General features: G+C 71.8%; 10 protein-coding genes and 1 pseudogene. 9 read left to right on the top strand and 2 right to left on the bottom strand.

Annotated elements, in window-relative coordinates; all coding sequences use genetic code 11:
• The first annotated feature begins 367 nt into the window (after positions 1-367).
• The 9 genes and pseudogenes from mobF (at position 368) to FB457_RS36585 (ending at position 12,869) form a co-directional block, all read left to right on the top strand.
• Positions 368-1,810: a MobF family relaxase gene (gene mobF / locus FB457_RS31680; RefSeq protein WP_145784079.1), complete on the top strand. Its 1,443-nt coding sequence runs from the start codon at positions 368-370 to the stop codon at positions 1,808-1,810.
• A gap of 604 nt (positions 1,811-2,414) precedes the next feature.
• On the top strand, positions 2,415-3,239 hold the full coding sequence (locus tag FB457_RS31675) for an IclR family transcriptional regulator (protein ID WP_047014205.1): 825 nt from the start codon (positions 2,415-2,417) through the stop codon (positions 3,237-3,239).
• Positions 3,232-4,584 carry an FAD-dependent oxidoreductase gene (locus tag FB457_RS31670; RefSeq protein ID WP_047014204.1) on the top strand — a complete coding sequence of 451 codons (1,353 nt, stop codon included), beginning with the start codon at positions 3,232-3,234 and terminating at the stop codon, positions 4,582-4,584. The genes FB457_RS31675 and FB457_RS31670 overlap by 8 nt, the downstream gene beginning before the upstream one ends.
• Before the next feature lie 16 nt (positions 4,585-4,600).
• Positions 4,601-5,893 carry an extracellular solute-binding protein gene (locus tag FB457_RS31665; protein ID WP_145784077.1) on the top strand — a complete coding sequence of 431 codons (1,293 nt, stop codon included), beginning with the start codon at positions 4,601-4,603 and terminating at the stop codon, positions 5,891-5,893.
• 137 nt (positions 5,894-6,030) lie between these two features.
• Positions 6,031-6,840, top strand: a complete 810-nt coding sequence (locus tag FB457_RS31660) for a carbohydrate ABC transporter permease (protein ID WP_253911098.1) — start codon at positions 6,031-6,033, stop codon at positions 6,838-6,840.
• The gene (locus FB457_RS31655; protein WP_486589210.1) at positions 6,837-7,691 is read left to right on the top strand and encodes a carbohydrate ABC transporter permease; all 855 of its coding nucleotides are present in this window, start codon (positions 6,837-6,839) and stop codon (positions 7,689-7,691) included. The genes FB457_RS31660 and FB457_RS31655 overlap by 4 nt, the downstream gene beginning before the upstream one ends.
• Before the next feature lie 12 nt (positions 7,692-7,703).
• A complete protein-coding gene (locus FB457_RS35510; RefSeq protein WP_186462073.1) occupies positions 7,704-9,731 on the top strand; it encodes a glycoside hydrolase family protein in 2,028 nt (675 codons plus the stop codon).
• Positions 9,728-12,172, top strand: coding sequence for a family 78 glycoside hydrolase catalytic domain (locus FB457_RS31645; protein ID WP_107086071.1), 2,445 nt, complete (start codon positions 9,728-9,730; stop codon positions 12,170-12,172). The genes FB457_RS35510 and FB457_RS31645 overlap by 4 nt, the downstream gene beginning before the upstream one ends.
• 180 nt (positions 12,173-12,352) lie before the next feature.
• Positions 12,353-12,869 (top strand): annotated as a pseudogene (locus FB457_RS36585) (hypothetical protein).
• Here FB457_RS36585 and FB457_RS31635 read toward each other — a convergent pair.
• Together FB457_RS31635 and FB457_RS31625 are read right to left on the bottom strand one after the other, a co-directional pair.
• Entirely contained in the window at positions 12,802-13,617 is an 816-nt protein-coding gene (locus tag FB457_RS31635) for an IS5 family transposase (RefSeq protein WP_145784075.1), read from the bottom strand. The pseudogene FB457_RS36585 and the gene FB457_RS31635 sit on opposite strands and share 68 nt — an antisense overlap.
• A gap of 324 nt (positions 13,618-13,941) precedes the next feature.
• Positions 13,942-16,419, bottom strand: coding sequence for a DEAD/DEAH box helicase (locus FB457_RS31625; RefSeq protein ID WP_145784073.1), 2,478 nt, complete (start codon positions 16,417-16,419; stop codon positions 13,942-13,944).
• Positions 16,420-17,051: the final 632 nt, after the last annotated feature.

Raw genomic sequence — 17,051 nt, 5'->3', positions numbered from 1 at the left:
GGTGCCGGTCCGCTTGCCGATCCGTCTACCGGTCCGGGTACCTGCCAGACGGGCACAGGGCCCGTCGCATCTTGGGACTGGTCGACCGGGCTTTGTCCTCTTCCGGCGTGGCCTCCGACTTAGCCCCGGGGAGAGGGGCACCGATCAATCCGCCAGCCGGCGGCCGGCCCGGACCGGCGTGCGGCCCGGTTGTCCTGGTGCTTGCACGCCCGCTTCCTCCCGCACCAGAAGGGGGGCCGGTGGCTGCGCCGGCGGGCCGCCCCGCGGATACCGCGGTGCGGGACGGCGGACCGGTTCGCGGCCCGCCCGCTGGCCCTCGTGCCCGCTGCCGCCGTCGCCGCGATGTGGTCGGTGCTGGTCTGGGGTGATGTTGAGCATCGCGCGAGTGGGCGCCGGGTCGGTGTGGCGCTACTACCTCCCCGTCACCGCGGGCGTTCGCCGTCCGCGCCGCGCCCGTCCTCCTCCCTCCGGGCAACTGCGGTTGCCGCTGCCCGGCGTCGGCGATGTCGACGGTGGCAGCGGCCTGGCGGGCGGGGTGCCGCCGCCCGGGGTGTGGACCGGCCGGGCCTGCCCGGCCCTCGGCGTCGCCGGCGTCGCGACCGAGCGGGAGCTGGAGTTGCTGTTCGGCCAGGGCCTGTACCCCCGTGCCGACGCCATCACCGCCGAGTGCCTGGCCGCCGGCCACAGCCCGGCCGCCGTACGCCAGGCGGTCAAGCTTGGCTACGCCGTCCGCGAGCGCACCGGCAAAGGCGGCTCCGTGACGGCCTGGGACATGGTGCTGCGCCCACCGCCGTCGTTCCACCTGCTGTGGGCCCTGGCCGACGACGCAACCCGCCGAATCCTCGAGGACTGCCACCTTCTCGCCGGCGACGACACCCTCGCATCGCTGGAGGAGCGCGGGCTGATCGTGCGCTCCGGCCGGGGCAGCACCGTACGGCGCCGCGCCCGCCCCGGGGTGGCCGCGGTGCGTTTCCGGCACTGGACGAACCGGCACGGCATGCCGCTGCTGCACGACCACTGCCTGATCAGTACCCGGGTGCAGCGCCCCGAGGGCGACTGGTCGAACCTGCACGGCCGCGCGCTGCTGGAACAGGCGGTCGCCGCCGGCACCTTCTACACCCAACGGGTCCTGGAAGAGGCGTGCGAGCGCCTCGGGCTCGCCCTCGTTGAACGGGAGACCACCCGCGGCTTGCGGACCGTACCGGAGATCGCCGGCATCCCCGAGGACCTCATCGCCTGGACCGGCACCCGCAACGAGCAGATCATGTGCCGCCTCGAAGATCTCGCCGCCGAGTACACGGCGCTCTACGGGTACGAGCCCGGGCCGCGGGCTCCGGGTCAAGCTGATGGCCCGGGCCGCCAACGAGACCCGCCCACGCAAGCAGCCGGCGGTGCCGCTGCCGGTGCTGCGGGCCCGCCGCCGTCCGCGTTCGGCGCCGAGCGCATCGACCAGCTGCTCGCGCTCGCACGCCGCGCGGCCGCCGCGATCCGGGCCGCCGCCCGGCCGGTGGTCGACCTGGCCGGTGCTGCCGCCGATGTCGCCGCCGTCGTCTACGTCCACCGCGGCCGCTTCCGCCGCCGGCACCTGCTCGCCGAAGCCCGCCGCCACCTCACCCACGAACTACGCGGCCAGCGCGCCGAGCCCGGCCTTGACGAACGCATCGTCGCCGCCGCCCTCGCCCACTGCTGCGCGCTCACCAAACCTGCCGGGCCGCTGGCCGGCGAGCACACCGCCTACACCCTCACCCTCGCCGACCAGATGCCCCGCCGAACCGCCGTCCGGTGCCCGTATCACCGCCTCCCGCCATGAGTGGGCTCGCCTCGCCAGCCTGCGCCTCCAGGGCATCACCACGAGCGGGCCCGGCAAGAGCACGTACGAAGCCGCCACACCAGGCGCTCTTCTTCCGGCCCCCGCACGCCAGCAGGAAGCCTCCAGCTCCTCCCGAGAAGTTGGCGCCCGATGGGGTGCCAGGGGCCGCATTTCATTCCATCTCATGATGATCACCCCCTCTCAGACACTCCCGGCCGCCCCCTGCGCGCTCGCGCCCATGGCCCGCGCGCACCTGGCCTGATTCCGGCCCCCACTCATCCGCCGGTCCGACCCATAGCCGTCCGGCGAGGGCTGCGCATCCGACCGCCCGCCGGTCCGCCGCGCCCCATCTGCCCCGATCCCTCGCGCCGGGAGAACGGCCCAAGGACGTTTCTGCGTGCGCCCGGCCGGGGAGCACACCCCTCCCGGGCGCAGCGGCCAGCGCCCGCCGCCGGCGGGTGAGTTGCTGCCCAGAGCAGCCTCGGAACGGCCCCGGGCTCTCTTGAAACGTTTCGGTCCGACCTCTTGTCGTGCAGGGGGCGGGGTGCCAAGGTGTGTCCCTGCGACAAAGTCGAACTGCCTTCTATTTTATAGAACGAGGATCATGAGCGACGACGAGGTGCGGCCGAAGCTCCAGCGGGCCGGAGCTGTCAAGAGCCCGATTCAGACGATCGACCGGGTCGCCGCCCTGCTGGAGGCGGTGGCTGGGGCCGGCCCCGCCGGGATCGCGCTGACGCAGGCCACCGATGCGGTCGGGCTGCGAGCCTCCACGGGCCGCACCCTGCTCTCCGCGCTGGTGATGCACGGGCTGGTCGTGCAGATCGAGTCCTCCCGCCGCTACGTACTGGGCCCGCGCTTCTTCGAGCTGAACCGCACCTACACGCTCCAGAACGACCTCGGTGCGGTGGCCGCCCCGGTGCTGCGCGAGCTGTGGGAGACAAGCCAGGAGACCGTGCAGCTGGCCACGCTCCAGCACGGCCGCCGGGTGGACGTGAGCGTGCTCGTCGGACCGCAGCTGCTCAACATCAACCCCACCACCATGCGCTCGGCGTCCGAGCCGGTCGAACCGCTCATCCACACGGCCGCGGGCAAGGTGCTGCTGGCCGGACTGCCGGAGGCCGAGCGCGACCGGCTGCTCGCCTCCGGGCGTACCGCCTTCGACCGGGAGACGGTGCTGGCGGAACTGACGGCGGTGGCCGAGCGGGGCGTAGCGACCAACCACGAGGAGGAGGTCACCGGGGTCTGCGGGATCGCCGCGCCGGTGCGCGACCACAGCGGACGGGTCGTCGCCGCGCTCTGCCTCGGGTACCCCTCGGCCCGGCGCTCCCCGGCCTACGAGGAGCGGCTGCGGGCGGCGACCACCGCGTCCGCCGCCGAGCTGTCGGTCCTGCTGGGCGCCCCGGACGACGAGCGGGGTCACCGTGCGTGAGGACCTCGACGTGCTCGTCGTCGGCGGCGGCCCCGCCGGTATCTGCGCTGCGGCTCAGGCGGCCGGACTGGGCGCACGCACCGGCCTGGTGGAGAAGAACGGCGCGCTGGGCGGGACGACCACGGTCGCCGGCGTCGCGCTGCCGGGCCTCTTCCACGCCTGGGGGCACCAGATCATCGCCGGGATCGGCTGGCGGCTGGTGCGCGAGGCCGCCGCGGTCGGCGGCACCGCGCTGCCGGACTTCTCCCGCTGGGACCTGCCCCACTACCGACTCCAGGTGCCCGTCAACCCCGCCGTCTACGCCGCGCTCGCCGACCGCACCGTCCTCGTCTCCGGGGCCGAGCCGCTGCTGCACACGATGGTTGCCGAGGCCGAGTGGACCGACTCCCGGTGGCGCGTGGTGCTCTGCGGCAAGGAGGGCTTGCGCGAGGTGTGGGCCGGCCGCCTCGTGGACTGCACCGGCGACGCCGACGTGGTGGCGCTGGCCGGACTCGCCCGGCGGCGCAATCCGCGGCAGCAGCCGGGCACCCTGATGGTGCGATTCGGCGGCTACGACCACCTCGCTGTGGACGATCTCGATCTCGCCGCCCTCGACCGGGCCTACGACGCGGCGCTGGCCGAAGGCGTCCTGCGCGCCGAGGACTTCCAGTCGGCCGTCCATCCCCTGGGCAAGCTGCTGCGCCACCGCGGGGAGAACGCCATCCACGTCACCGGCGTGGACGGCGGTACGAGCGACACCCGTACCCAGGCCGAACTCGCCGGTCGCCGGGCCCTGTTGAGGATCTTCCGGTTCCTGCGCGCACAACCGGGCCTGGAGGGGCTGACCATCGACTCCTGGGCGGTGGAGACCGGCATCCGGGAGACGTTCACCATCGACGGCCTCGCCCGGGTCACCGTCGACGACTACCGCGGCGGACGTCTGTGGGACGACGCCGTCTCCTACAGCTTCTACCCCATCGACGTGCACCGCTCCGACGGCGACGGCGTCGACATCCGCCCCCTGGACTACGGAGTGCTGCCGACCATTCCCCGGGACGCCATGGTGCCCCGGGACGGCCCGGGGGCGCTGCTGGTCGCCGGGCGGTCCGTGGCCGGGGACCAGGAGGCCAACTCGGCCTACCGGGTTCAGGCTTCGTGCATGGCCACGGGCCAGGCGGCCGGTACGGTCGCCGCCCTCTCCGCGGCGACGGACACCCCCGTCCAGGACGTCCCCGTCGCCGCGATCCACCGCACCCTGCGAGCCACCGGCGCGATCGTCCCCGGGGACGTCACGGTCGCCCCGCGGCCGCCCACCGGACCGGTCGGTCCCACCCCACCATCCCGCCCAGCCCCGCCCCGCCGGTGAAGGAGAAAACGGAAAAATGAGCACCAGCGTCCGAGCCAGACGGCGCCCCCGCGTCCGGGTCGCACTCGCAGCCGCAGTGGCCGCCGTCCTTGCCCTGCCCAGCTGCGGATTCGTCCGGTCCGGCGACGAAGCCGGCAAATCCACCACCCTGTCCGCCTACACCAGTCCGGAGCAGAACACCGGACTGAAGGAGTTGTACGCCGCATACGAGAAGCAGGAGGGTGTCACCTTCGACGCCTCCCACGCCGCGGCGGAGGAGCTGAACCAGCAGCTGCGCGTCCAACTCACCTCGGGTACCGCGGCCGACGTCATACGCGTCTCCCCGGGGTACTCCAGCCCGGTCTCGGCGGGCGTGCTCGGCCAGACCGACGAGCTGGCCGACCTCTCGGACTCCGCGTGGGCGGACCGGCTCGACGACAGCACCGCCGTGCTGGCGCAGGCCGGGGATCGCACCGTCGCCTACCCGGTGGGCCGCAACGCCATCGTGGCGGCCTACAACAAGGAGGTCTTCGCCGAGCTGGACCTGGAGGTGCCCACCACCTGGAGCGAACTCCTCGACGCCTGCGAGGCGTTGAAGAAGGCGGGCAAGACTCCGATCGCCGCCGGGCTGGTCGAGGGCATCTACCTCCAATTCTACGTCTACGCCCTGGCCGGGACCCTCGTCCACGCCGAGCAGCCCGACCTCGACGAGCGGATGCGCGCGGGGAAGACGAGCTTCGCCAAGGAGCCCGCGTGGACGGAGGTCTTCGACAAGCTCACCAAGCTGTCGGAGTACTTCACCCCTCACGCGCTGGGCACCCCACCCGACCAGGCCCAGCAGGAGCTGGCCCGCGGCAAGGCGGGGATCACGCTGCTGGTCTCGGCCGGGCTCCCCCAGCTCTACGACTACGCACCCGACGGGGCTGAGACGTTCGGCCTCTTCGCGCTGCCCGCCGATGAGGACCCCGGGGCGACGATGCTCCCCACCGCCCCCGACTTCCTCGCTGTCAACGCCGCCTCACCACGGGTGGCGCAGGCCAAGAAGTTCCTCGACTTCCTCTCCCGACCGAAGAACGTGGACCGCTACGCGAAGACCCTGGGCGTCCTGCCCGGCCTCGGCAAGACCCCGGATGCGAAGGACTCCCCGCTGGCCGAGGTGCTCCCGCTGGTGGAAGAGGGCCGTACCGCACCCTACGCCAACTACCTGTGGTCCAACGGAGACACCCAGCAGACGCTGCTCCAGTCCGGGCAGCAGCTGCTGGACGGGAAGATCGACGTCCCGGAGCTGCTGCGCAAGATGGACAAGCAGTACGCGAAGGGCGCCCCGTGACCGCCTCCGCACCGCCTCGTCCGGCCGCGGTCGGACGAGGCCGCCGGCGGCCGGACAGGGGGCGGGGCCCGCGCAGCCCCGGCCGTGCCGGAGCACCCTATCTCTTCGTTCTCCCGGCGCTCCTGGTCTACGGCGTCGTGGTCCTCTACCCGACGGTTGCCGGCGGGCTGTACGCGTTCACCGACTGGACGGGCCGGGCCGGCGGCGCGAACTTCGTCGGCCTGGACAACTTCCGCCAGCTGCTGACGGCGGAGTCCGCGCGCTCCGCCCTGGTCAACACCCTGCTGATCGCCGCGGCCTGCACGGTCGTCCAGACGGCGGCCGGGCTCGGCCTGGCCCTGGCGCTCAACACCCGGCTGCGCAGCCGCAACATACTGCGCACCCTCTTCTTCGCCTCCGCGCTGCTGCCGCCGTTGATCATCGGCTTCCTGTGGCAGTACGTCCTCACTCCCACCGGTCCGCTCAACACCGCCCTGGACGAGGTGGGCCTGGGCGCCCTGAAGCAGAACTGGCTGGGCGACGGTTCCATCGCGCTCGGCTCGGTGATCGCCATCATCATCTGGCAGAACGCCGGACTGACCATGGTCATCTACCTGGCCGGCCTTCAGGGCGTCCCGGCCGAACTGTACGAGGCCGCCGCCATCGACGGCGCCGGGGTCTGGCAGCGGTTCCGCTCGGTCACCCTGCCGCTGCTGCTGCCGGCGACCACGATCGCGCTATCCCTGACCCTCATCGGCAGCCTGAAACTCTTCGACCAGGTCTTCGCCATGACCGGCGGCGGCCCCGGCTACGCCACCGAGACGCTGGCGGTGGTCATGTACAAGGAGGCATTTGTCTCCGGCGAGTTCGGCTACAGCGCGGCCATCGCCCTGGTGCTCACCATGCTGGTCTTCGCCTTCGCCATGGTGCAGCTGCGCACGCTGAGACGCTTCGAGGTGGACACATGAGCGCCACGCACCGCCGCACCGGCATGCGCGGCACCCGCCGGGCGCGCGCCGCGCTGGGCGAGCTGACGATGATCGGCGCGGGGGTGCTGTTCGCATTCCCCTTCTACGTCTTCCTCAGCATCTCCCTGAAAACCCCGGACCAGGTCGCCGCCGACCCGCTGGGCCCGCCCTCCGGGCTGCACCTGGACAACTACACCACCGCCTGGCGCGAGGCCGCGCTCGGCCAGGCGCTGTTCAACTCCACCGTCGTCGCCGTCATCAGCGTCGCCCTGCTCGTCGCGCTGGGGTCGCCGGCCGCCTACACTCTCGCCCGCCGTGCCAGCCGCGTCAGCTACGCCACGTACCTGCTCTTCCTGCTGGGCATCATGATCCCGCTCCAGCTGGGCATGGTGCCGCTCTACCAGCTGATGCGCGACGCCAACCTGCTCCAGACCTACACTTCACTGATCATCTTCAACATCGGCAGTCAGCTGCCGATAACGGTCTTTCTCTACGCTGGCTTCACCCGGGCGCTGCCCCGGGAGTACGAGGAAGCCGCCCGGGTGGACGGCGCCGGCACCCTGCGCACCTTCCTCGCTGTCGTCTTCCCGCTGCTGCGCCCGGTCACCGGCACCGTGGTGATCATCTCCGCGATCAACGTGTGGAACGAGTTCCTCACACCGCTGCTCTACGTCGGCGGCAGCGCCCAGCAGACACTCCCCGTGGCCATCTTCGCCTTCCGCGGCGAGTTCAGCACCAACTGGGGCGTGATCTTCGCCGGCATGGTCCTCGCGATCCTGCCGATCCTGCTCGTCTACTTCCTCCTCCAGAAAACGATCATCAAGGGCTTCGCCTCCGGGCTGAAGGGCTGAAAGGACACCACCATGGCCGAACCCACCACACCGTCCTGCCTCCCCGCCGGCCGCCTCTCCCGTCCCGCGGCCGGGACGGGCCGCTTCATGCCCGGACTCTCCCGCCGCACCCTGCTGGTCGGCGCGGGCGCCGCAGCGCTGCTCACCGCCACCGGCGGGGCGATACCGGCGACCTTCGCCGCGCAGCCGCCCGCCGACCAGCCCACGGCGGCCGAGGCCGGCCTGCCCACGATCGCGCCGCTGCCCGCCGGGGCGCCGGACCGCAGCCTCTTCAGCCACCCAGAACAGCGGCTCGCGCCCTACCTCGTCACCCTGGCACCGATGGTCAACGAGATCGTCACCGACGGCTCCGAGCAGCACGGCTGGATGGCCGGGGGGTGGTGGCGCACCCCCACCGAGCCCTTCAACGCCCGCATCCAGGAACATGTACGCACCCTCGCCTGGTTCGCCACCACCGAACGCCCCTGGAACCCGTACCACGGCGATCCCGCGCTGCTGGCCCGGCTGGACGCGGCACTGGGCCACTACCTCTCGCTCCAGCACGAGAACGGCTCTTGGCCCGAGTACGCTCCGGACGAGCACTCCCGCGCGGCGACCGCCTTCGCCCTCGGCTACCTCTCCAAAACCCTCCAGGACCTGCGGCGCACCGGGCACCTGCCCGAGACGCAGCAGGCGATCGCGGCCGCGCTGCGCCGGGCGGTCACCTGGTTCCTCGACCCGGGCAACACCGGGGTCTGGCAGCACGGGCCCATTGAGTTCGTCAACCAGCCCATGGCCGGTCTCGCCGGGGCCTCCCTCGCGCTGCACCTGGATCCCGCCCCGGCCCTTCGCGCGCAACTGCACGACCGGATCGCGGACATCGTCGCCCGCGGCCAGAGCCCCGCCGGGTACTTCTACGAGCCACGCGGCATGGACATCGCCTACAACCTCAACGTCACCCTCTCCGAAATCGTGGAGATCCTCGACCACCACGACAAGCCCGAACTGGTCGCCATGGTCGAGCGGCTGGCCGACTGGCTCGGCTACAACCTGGTCCGCGAGCCGGACGGCGCGGGCTTCATCGCCAACACCGCCGGCTCCGCGCGCACCCCCATGTACTACCTCGACGACGTCACCGCCGAGCCCCAGCAGCGGGATCTGGGCTCCTGGTTCACCCCGCTCGTCCCGGCGATGGCCGCGTTCTACCCCACCGCCGGGGACCGCACCGCCCAGCGCGCCGCCTGGGCCGCCGACCCCGCCCCCGTCCCGCAGCAGGAGCGTGGGGCCACCAACCCGCGCATCCTCGTCAACATCCCCTACGGCGAGCGCTACCCCTCCGCCGCCGCCAAGGCCGCCGCCATCGCCACCCTGCCCTACCTCGCTTCCCGCCGCTTCACCGAGCTGCGCCGCGACCCGGGCGGCGAGGACTACCTCTTCGTACGCCGCCCCGGCTACTACACGATGGCCCACTATGGCCCGCAGGCGACGAGTCTCGTCCGCTCCGGGCCCTCCCTCATCTGGCACCCCGACGCCGGCACGTTCGTGCACAGCGGCCACAACAGCAACACCGACTGCTGGGCGACCGTGCTGCCGAACGGCGCCACCGACGCCGCCTCGGACCTCGCCGTACGCTACTTCGACGGCGACCCGGCCGACGGCGCGGAGCTGACCGGGAAGGAGGTCGCCGGCGTCCGCGACCTCGGCCTGACCTGGCGCAGCCCGCAGGGCAATGTCACCGGCGCCGCCCTGCTGAGCGACCACTCCATCACCCGGCGCCTCACCATCGTCGGCGAGGCGACCGAGCAAGTACCGTTGGTACTGCGCGCGAACGACCAGTTGGTCTGGATCGGTAGCGGCCCGGTGCGCATCGGCAGCACGGTCAACGCCAGCGGCCTGCGCCTCCGGCGAGGCCGGGTCACCCTGGACATCCGCTGGGAGAAGCCGCTGCAGGCGAGCGTGACGGCGCTGGACCGGACCTACTTCGCCGACGCCCGCGCCCAGGCCCACGTTCTGCGCGTCGCGCACCCGCCCACCGCCGTCTTTCACTACCGCCTGCAATGAGCGTGAAGGTGGGCGGGCTGACCGTCGAGCACACCGCCGAGCCCGTCGGCATCGATGTCGTGCCCCGGTTCGCGTGGCTCGTCACCGACACCACCGGGCGGCCGGTCGCGCCCCTCGCCCACCGGCTGCTGGTGCGCGACCGCGACGGCGTGCGCTGGGACAGCGGCCGGGTGGAGACCACCCGAACCACCGAGATCGTCTACGGCGGGCCGCCCCTTGCCCCCCTGCGCCGCCACCGCTGGACGGTCCAGGTATGGGTGGGCGGGCGGCGGCTGACCGCCGACTCCACCTTCGTCACCGGGGTGGTGGACGGCGACTGGCACGGCGCTTCCTGGCTGGCCGGCCCCGAGGGCGCAACGGCGGCCCCGCTGCTGCGCCGCCCCTTCACCCTGCCCTTCGAGCCCGTCGAGGCGTACCTGGTGGTGGCAGCGGGCGGCTGGGCCCGGGTCGAGCTGGACGGCACGCCCGTCCAGCCCTACCTGCTCAGCCCGGGGTTCACCGACTACGACGTCCGTGTCCAGTACGTCGTCAGCGACGTGACGGCGGCGCTGCGGGCGGGCCGGCACGCGCTCGGCGCCGAACTGGGCCGTGGCTTCCACAGCATGGCCCGGCGCAACACCTGGGACTGGCACACAGCGCCGTGGCACGGACCGCCCCGGATGCGCCTGCTGCTCCTGGCCCGGGACGCGGCGGGCGCCACCTGCGCGGTGGTCTCGGACGGCTCCTGGCGCACCGTCGACGGCCCCACCCGGGCCGACGACCTCTACGCCGGGGAGGACTACGACATCCGCCACGAGCGGCCCGGCTACGCCACCGACGACCACGTCGAGGATGCGGCCTGGCGCCCGGCCCGCGTGGTGCCGGGCCCCCGCGGCCGCCTCTGCCACCAGCGGCAGCCCCCGATCGGGGTCACCGAGACCCTCGCCCCGGCATCCATCACCGAACGGGCGCCGGGGCACTGGGTGTTCGCCTTCCCGCGGGTGCTGGCCGGCTGGGTACGGATGAAGGCCCCCGCCGCCCCCGGCCGCGGCCCGACGACGGTCGAGCTGCGGCACGGGGAACTGCTCCACCCGGACGGCACCGTCCGCGCCGAGGACGACCGCGGCTACTACGACGGGCGGTTCCAGACGCACCGAGTCACCCTCGACGACCGGGCGCTCGACTGGCGGCCGAGCTTCACCTACCAGGGCTTCCAGTACGTGGAGGTACGGGCCCCCGGGCTGACCGGGCCGCCCGCGCTGACCGCGGAGGCGGCCCGCACCCTGGTCCGCCGCACCGGCAGCTTCGCCTGCTCGGACCCGCTGCTCACCCGACTGCACGAGCTGACCTGCCGCACGGTGGCCAACAACCTGCACCACCTGCCCACCGACACCCCCGCCTACGAGAAGAACGGCTGGACCGGTGACGGGATGCTGGGCACCGAGCTGTTCCTGCTCAACTTTGACGCTCACGAACTGGTGGCCAAGTGGCTCACGGACGTCGCCGACTCCCGGCACGGCTGCGGCGCCCCGGCCGTCATCGCCCCCTTCGGCGGCTGGCGCATGGACTGGTCGCCCGCCCCCACCTGGCACGCCGCGCTGGTACTCGGCCCGTGGTGGCTGCACCGCTACACCGGCGACCGCCGCATCCTCGCGGAGCTGTGGCCCGACATGGTCTCCTACCTGGAGTTCGAACTGGCCCGCAGCCCCGGCGGGTTGGCCGACACCACGCTCGGCGACTGGGTGAGCCCGGACACCGACCCCGGGGGCGGCAACCCGCCGGAGGACCGCCAGGTCGCGGCCACGGCATTCCTGCACGCCATGGCGCTCGCCCTGGCCGACACCGCCGACGCCCTCGGCTGGCCGGCTGAGTCCTCACGCTGGCGGCGTACGGCGGCCCGGGTCCGCACCGCGTTCCGGCGCACGTTCGTACGGCCCCCGGGCGGCGGGGACGGGGCGCCGGTAGTTGCGGGCCGGGGAGACGCCGGCTTCCGCCAGGCCCACCACGTGCTGGCGCTGGCCCTGCGGCTGCTGCCGCCCGCGACCGCGCGCCGGGCCGCCGACGCCCTGGCCGCCGACATCCGCGCCCGCGGAGGCCACCTGGCCACCGGCGCGCTCGCCACCAAGTTCCTGCTGCCGACCCTCACCGCCTACGGGCACCTCCAGCTGGCGCACACCGTCGCCACCCGGGTCACCCATCCCAGCTGGGGCTACTGGGTCGAGCGCGGCGCGACCACACTGTGGGAGCACTGGAGCGAGGAATCCCGCTCCCGGGGCCACTACTTCCTGGGCACCCTCGACGACTGGCTCTTCCACACCCTGGCCGGGCTGCGCCCCACCGAGCCCGGCTGGGGCCGCACGGCGCGCGCCCGGCCGCAGCTACCGGAGGGCGTCGACTGGGTCCGCGCCTCGGTCCGCACGCCCTACGGCGTCCTGCGCTGCGACATACATCGGCGGCCATGAATCCATGCCGGGGAATGATGCGTTCCTTGATGCGTTGTTGACCGTTCGTCAAATCCATAGAGGTCGTTCTCTTTCCGAATCTCGTGTGACGTTTTCGCTGGTCAGGTATGAAGTAGCCGCTGCCGCGGGAGCCTGGGCTTGTTGCCGGGCGAGAGGTCGTGGAGGTGGCGGATGCCGTCGATGCGGGCGGTTTTGGAAACGCGGCAGAAGGCCGCAGCCGCGCAGGTGAAGCAACTCGAAGCCGAGTTGGATCGGGTGCGGGCGGCTCTGGCGGACGCCGAGGAGGTGCACCGGCATCGGGCGATCGGCCTGGAGCAGTATCTGGAGGCGCTGGCCGATCAGGACGCACCCGCCGACGTGGCCGGTGGGGTGTCGCGGAGGAAAGCCGGTCGGACCGCGCCGGGCGGTGCCTCACCGGCGACACGCGACCGAGGTGAAAGAGCTGTCGCCGGACTATCAGGCGTTGTTGGCCGCCGCGGATGGTGCGGGAGACGACGGGCTCGGTGCCCGGCAGGCGGCGGTGGTGCTGGGCTGGGACAGTGCATCCGCCTCCCGTGTCGAAGGAGCGAGGGCTCGGCTGAAGCGGCTGGTGGAACGAGGCTGGCTGGTGGAGCCGAATCCGGGCAGGTTCACGCTGCTGCCCCCGCTGCCGGAACAGGACGCCGCTGGTCCCGGGCGGCCAGGCGGCGGCTCATGAGCATGGTCATCGACCACAGGACGACGGCTTCACTGGTGTCGGTGCGCCGCTCGTAGTCACGGACCAGGCGCCGGCTGCGCAGGCACCAGGCAAATGATCGTTCCACGACCCAGCGGCGGGGCAGCACCTCAAAGCCGCGGATGTCGTCGCTGCGACGGACGATGTCGAGAACGACTCCGAACTGTGCCGCACTCCAGTCGACGAGGTGGCCGGTATAGCCACCATCGGCCCAGACGCGTGCCAGCCGCCCGAAGCGGCCCTTGGCCGTCGGCAGCAGGATGCGGGCGGCGTCCCGGTCGGTGGTCGACGCCGGTGTGACCAGCACGGCTAGGAGAAGCCCAAGGGTGTCGGTGAGCATGTGGTGCTTGCGTCCGTTGATCTTCTTGCCGGCGTCGAAACCCCGTGAGGTGAGGGCGACGGTGGCGTCCGCCTTCACCGACTGCGAATCGATGACCGCCGCACTCGGCTCCTCCTGGCGGCCTTCGGCATCTCGGACGGCACCGCGCAGGCGGTCATGCAGCTCGGCCACGAGTCCCGTATCCCGCCAGCGGGCGAAGAAGGCATACACCCGTGGCCAGGGCGGGAAGTCCGAGGGCATCGCCCGCCACTTGATGCCGTTGTCGACCAGGTAGCGCACCGCGTCGATCATCTGCCGGTGGCAGTAGCCCTCCGGCCGCCCACCCCGGCCGGCCAGCCATCCCGGCACCGGCAGCAGGTCCCGCACCAGGGCCCACTCGGCATCGCTCATGTCCGAGCCGTACCGGGGCCGGCGCCCCGGACGGTCGGCAGCGTTCCCGAACCTGTGGGCGAGACAGTCACACCCAGGAGTGGACCAACTGGACCCGGCAACCGTGACCACGCGACACTTCGACAACAGGGCCTCTTGCTCCTCGCTGGACTCGACATCCGCGAGCTACCAAGAGGCCCTTCTTCCATGCACCCGCACCGGCAGACTCACCCAGACCAGGCCCCTGTTCGAACCCCACCGACCACCCGAGCGGATAGAGAACAGCCAGTTAGACCCGGCGCAGCCAAACCGTCACCCGAGGATCCACCACCCGCTCCGGCGTCCTCATGTCCACCTGAGTCCGAGTTCGTTCAGGGCTTCGGCGCGTTCCGGCGTCAGCGTCCCGCGGCGGCTCTTGACGTTCGACAGCCAGACCCCCAGCCGAACGCTCGCTTCTTCTCCGGTTACCGGGTCGACCACCTGTTCGGTGTGCTTCCGGCTCACTGCGTCGAGGGTGCCTTCGCGTTCCAGGTACTGCCGTGCGGCGGCCAGGCCGCGTTCGAAGGCTGCGGCCCTCGCTCCGCCCTTCGGGGGCGCTGTGTGCCCGTCTGCGGGCCGTAGGGCGGCCGCGACGCCCAACTCCGCGAGCCGGTGCTGCTGTTCGGTGTTGAGGCCGTCCCAGCCCTCCTGTTGCCGCTTGAGCCACCGCCCGACGTCCTCACCCCCGACCCGTACGCCGACCACCAGCTCTTCGAGAGAAGCCCCACCGTCCAAGCAGGTGCGGACCTTGACGTAGTGGCGCTGCCAGTCCACGGTCCAGCCGAGCTCGCGCGGGTTCCATTCCGGGTCGATCTCCGCCAGGTCCGCGCGCCGCTGGGCGGCCTTGATGGGGTCCTTGCCCAGCCCGCCGGGGCGGCGGAGGTTGGTGAGCCACTGCCCGACCGGCTTCCCTGCCGCCGCGGCGCCCTGGGGAGCGCACAGCGTGCCGTGCTCGGCGTAGTACGCCCGGGCGGCGGCGAGGTTCTCCTCCCACGCCAGATCCGGCGCCGACCACACCATGCCGATCTCATCGAGGCGCCGGCGGCGGTCCCGCCCCTCGCCATCGTCCATCCGCCCGGCCGCGTACTCCGTGCGCTGGTCCGAGATCCACCGCCCAGTCGGGTAGTCGCTCCCGGGCTCCCGGTACGTCAGCGGCACCCGAACGTGCCCGTGCTCGCGCTGGAACCGCACCGCCGCGGCGAACCCCCGCGCCCAGGTCTCACGCACCGGGTTGATCACCTGCATGTCCACGAACCGCCGGATCGCCTCCGGGCTCCGCTTCGAGGAGAAGCGGAGCAGCAGCCGGTGCTCTTCCTCGTCTTCAGCCGGCGCCGTGCCGATCGACTCGGACGGCTCCACCGGCGACGTGTGGTCCTGCGGAACCGCGAGCATTTCGACCATCTTGGAATCGTGCGCCCTGAGCGCCTGCATCACATTCACGAGAGGCTTGTACGAGCCGGAGGCGTACATTTCCTCCGGGCTTTCCCCGTTCTCCAGGAATACCGGCACGATGATGGTCGCCATTTTCCCCTGACGCGGTTTCTGCCGCAGCGCCCGGCCGATCGCCTGGACGATATCCACCACCGACCCCTTCGGGTCGATGATGGCGACCGAGTCCACCGCTGGGACGTCGACGCCCTCGCCGAGGACACGGCAGTTGGACAGCACAGCCTGCCGGACCGGCCGGCCGTGGCGGTCGATGCGGTCGCCGAACTGGCGCAGGACCTCGCGGCGGTGCTCGGCTTCGTGCTCGCCGTGCAGCCAGTCCGCCCACACCAGCCGCCGCGCCGGGTACCGCTCGGGATCCATGGCGTGCAGCTTCGCGGCCACGCCCGGCAGGCCGGCCGCCCATGCTTCGGCCTCCATCGTCCGATGATGAAAAGTGATCATCGTCTTCAGGTCGTGCTCGGCAGCGGCTTCGAGGACCGCGGTCTGCAGCGCGGCCATCCGCTTGCCCCGCACCTGCTCGCTGCGCTTCTCCTCCCCGCGCAACTGCCCGTCGGCCAGCTCCGGATCGCGCAGCTCGGCGACCACGATCTGAAACTGCGCCAGCAGCTCGAGGCGCACAGCCTCGGCGAGCGGCAACTCGTACACCGTCGGCCCGAACACCGCCGGATCGTCCATGGACGCCGCCATCTCCTCCGGCAACGCCTCCCGCACACCCTCCCGCACCTCAACCGCCGGCCGCGCCTCCCAAATCCGCGGCGTAGCCGTCAGGTACAGCCGCCGGTCAGCCGGAAGCAGCGCCTGGTCATGCACGTCGGCCCACGCCTTGCCCATAGAGCCGGAGGTGCGGTGGGCTTCGTCGACGACGACCAGGTCCCAGCGATCGAGCTGCTGGCCGTACGCACCCTCGTGGGCCTCGATGAGCACCGGCAGGCTGGAGTACGTGCCGAACACGGTCACATGGGACTTGCCGGCCAGCCACAGGGCGAGCTGGATCGGATTGGTCGTCACCCGCACGCCGGCGTTCCACAGCACCGGGTCGTCGGTGAGCGAGCACACCGCCACCGACATCCCGTCCCGCCCCTCGGCCTGCCAGGCCGCCACGGTCTGCGACAGCAGATCCAGGGTGGGCACGAGGACCAGGACGCGGCCGTACGGAGCGATGCGCATCGCCGCGTGCGCCGCCGTGATCGTCTTACCGGTACCGCACGCGGACACCACCGTCGCCCGCAACCCGTCCGGCGGGAAGGACTTCCCAGGCTTCGGCTCCAACGCCCTTACCGCGGCGTCCGTAGCTTCCACTTGATGCGGACGAAGAGTGCTCGGTCCCGTGTGCATCAATTCCTCCCCTGAGGCGAGAGCGTATGCTGCTGGAGCTGCTGAATTCGGATCTATGGAGGCGATGTTGGAGCCTCGCGCCCGGCGATTCGATCAGCCGCTGACAGGGCTCCGGAGGTAGCGGCTATCGCGGGATTCTACATGAAGCATCTGAACGATGCACTGCGCTGGTAGTGCTTCCCTCGATCGGGTGGGAGTGGCACGCTCTTCGCGTGCGGTCCATCGAGCAGGTGACGATCACAACCGGCTGGACCTGGAGCCTCCCCGGGCCCAGTCAAGGCATCCGCACGGGGGCACGGCGAGACTCTGCGGCTCCGACCCCCGTCGTTCCTGATCTGCCGTCAACTAGGGGTGTGGCCTGGTTTTCGGGACTTCACATGGCGCATCACTTCCGTGCCCGCCCCTTCCAGCCCGCCGTCTTTTCCCGCGAAGCGAAGCGGAGTGGGTAAAACCCGCGGAGCGGGTTTTCTTGTTCACGCGGAGCGTGAATGCCAGCGTGAAACGCTGGCTCCCATACCGCGGAGCGGTATGGGTCGTTCAGGGGCTGCGCAGCAGCCCCTGAACGACCCAAACCGCTCCGCGGAATGGGAGCCAGCGTTGCACGCGGGCATTCACGCTCCGCGTGAACAAGA

It is taken from the genome of Streptomyces sp. CNZ287, assembly GCF_007827615.1.
Note: the sequence above shows the minus strand (reverse complement) of the source record. Positions and strands in the feature narration are given on the sequence as shown.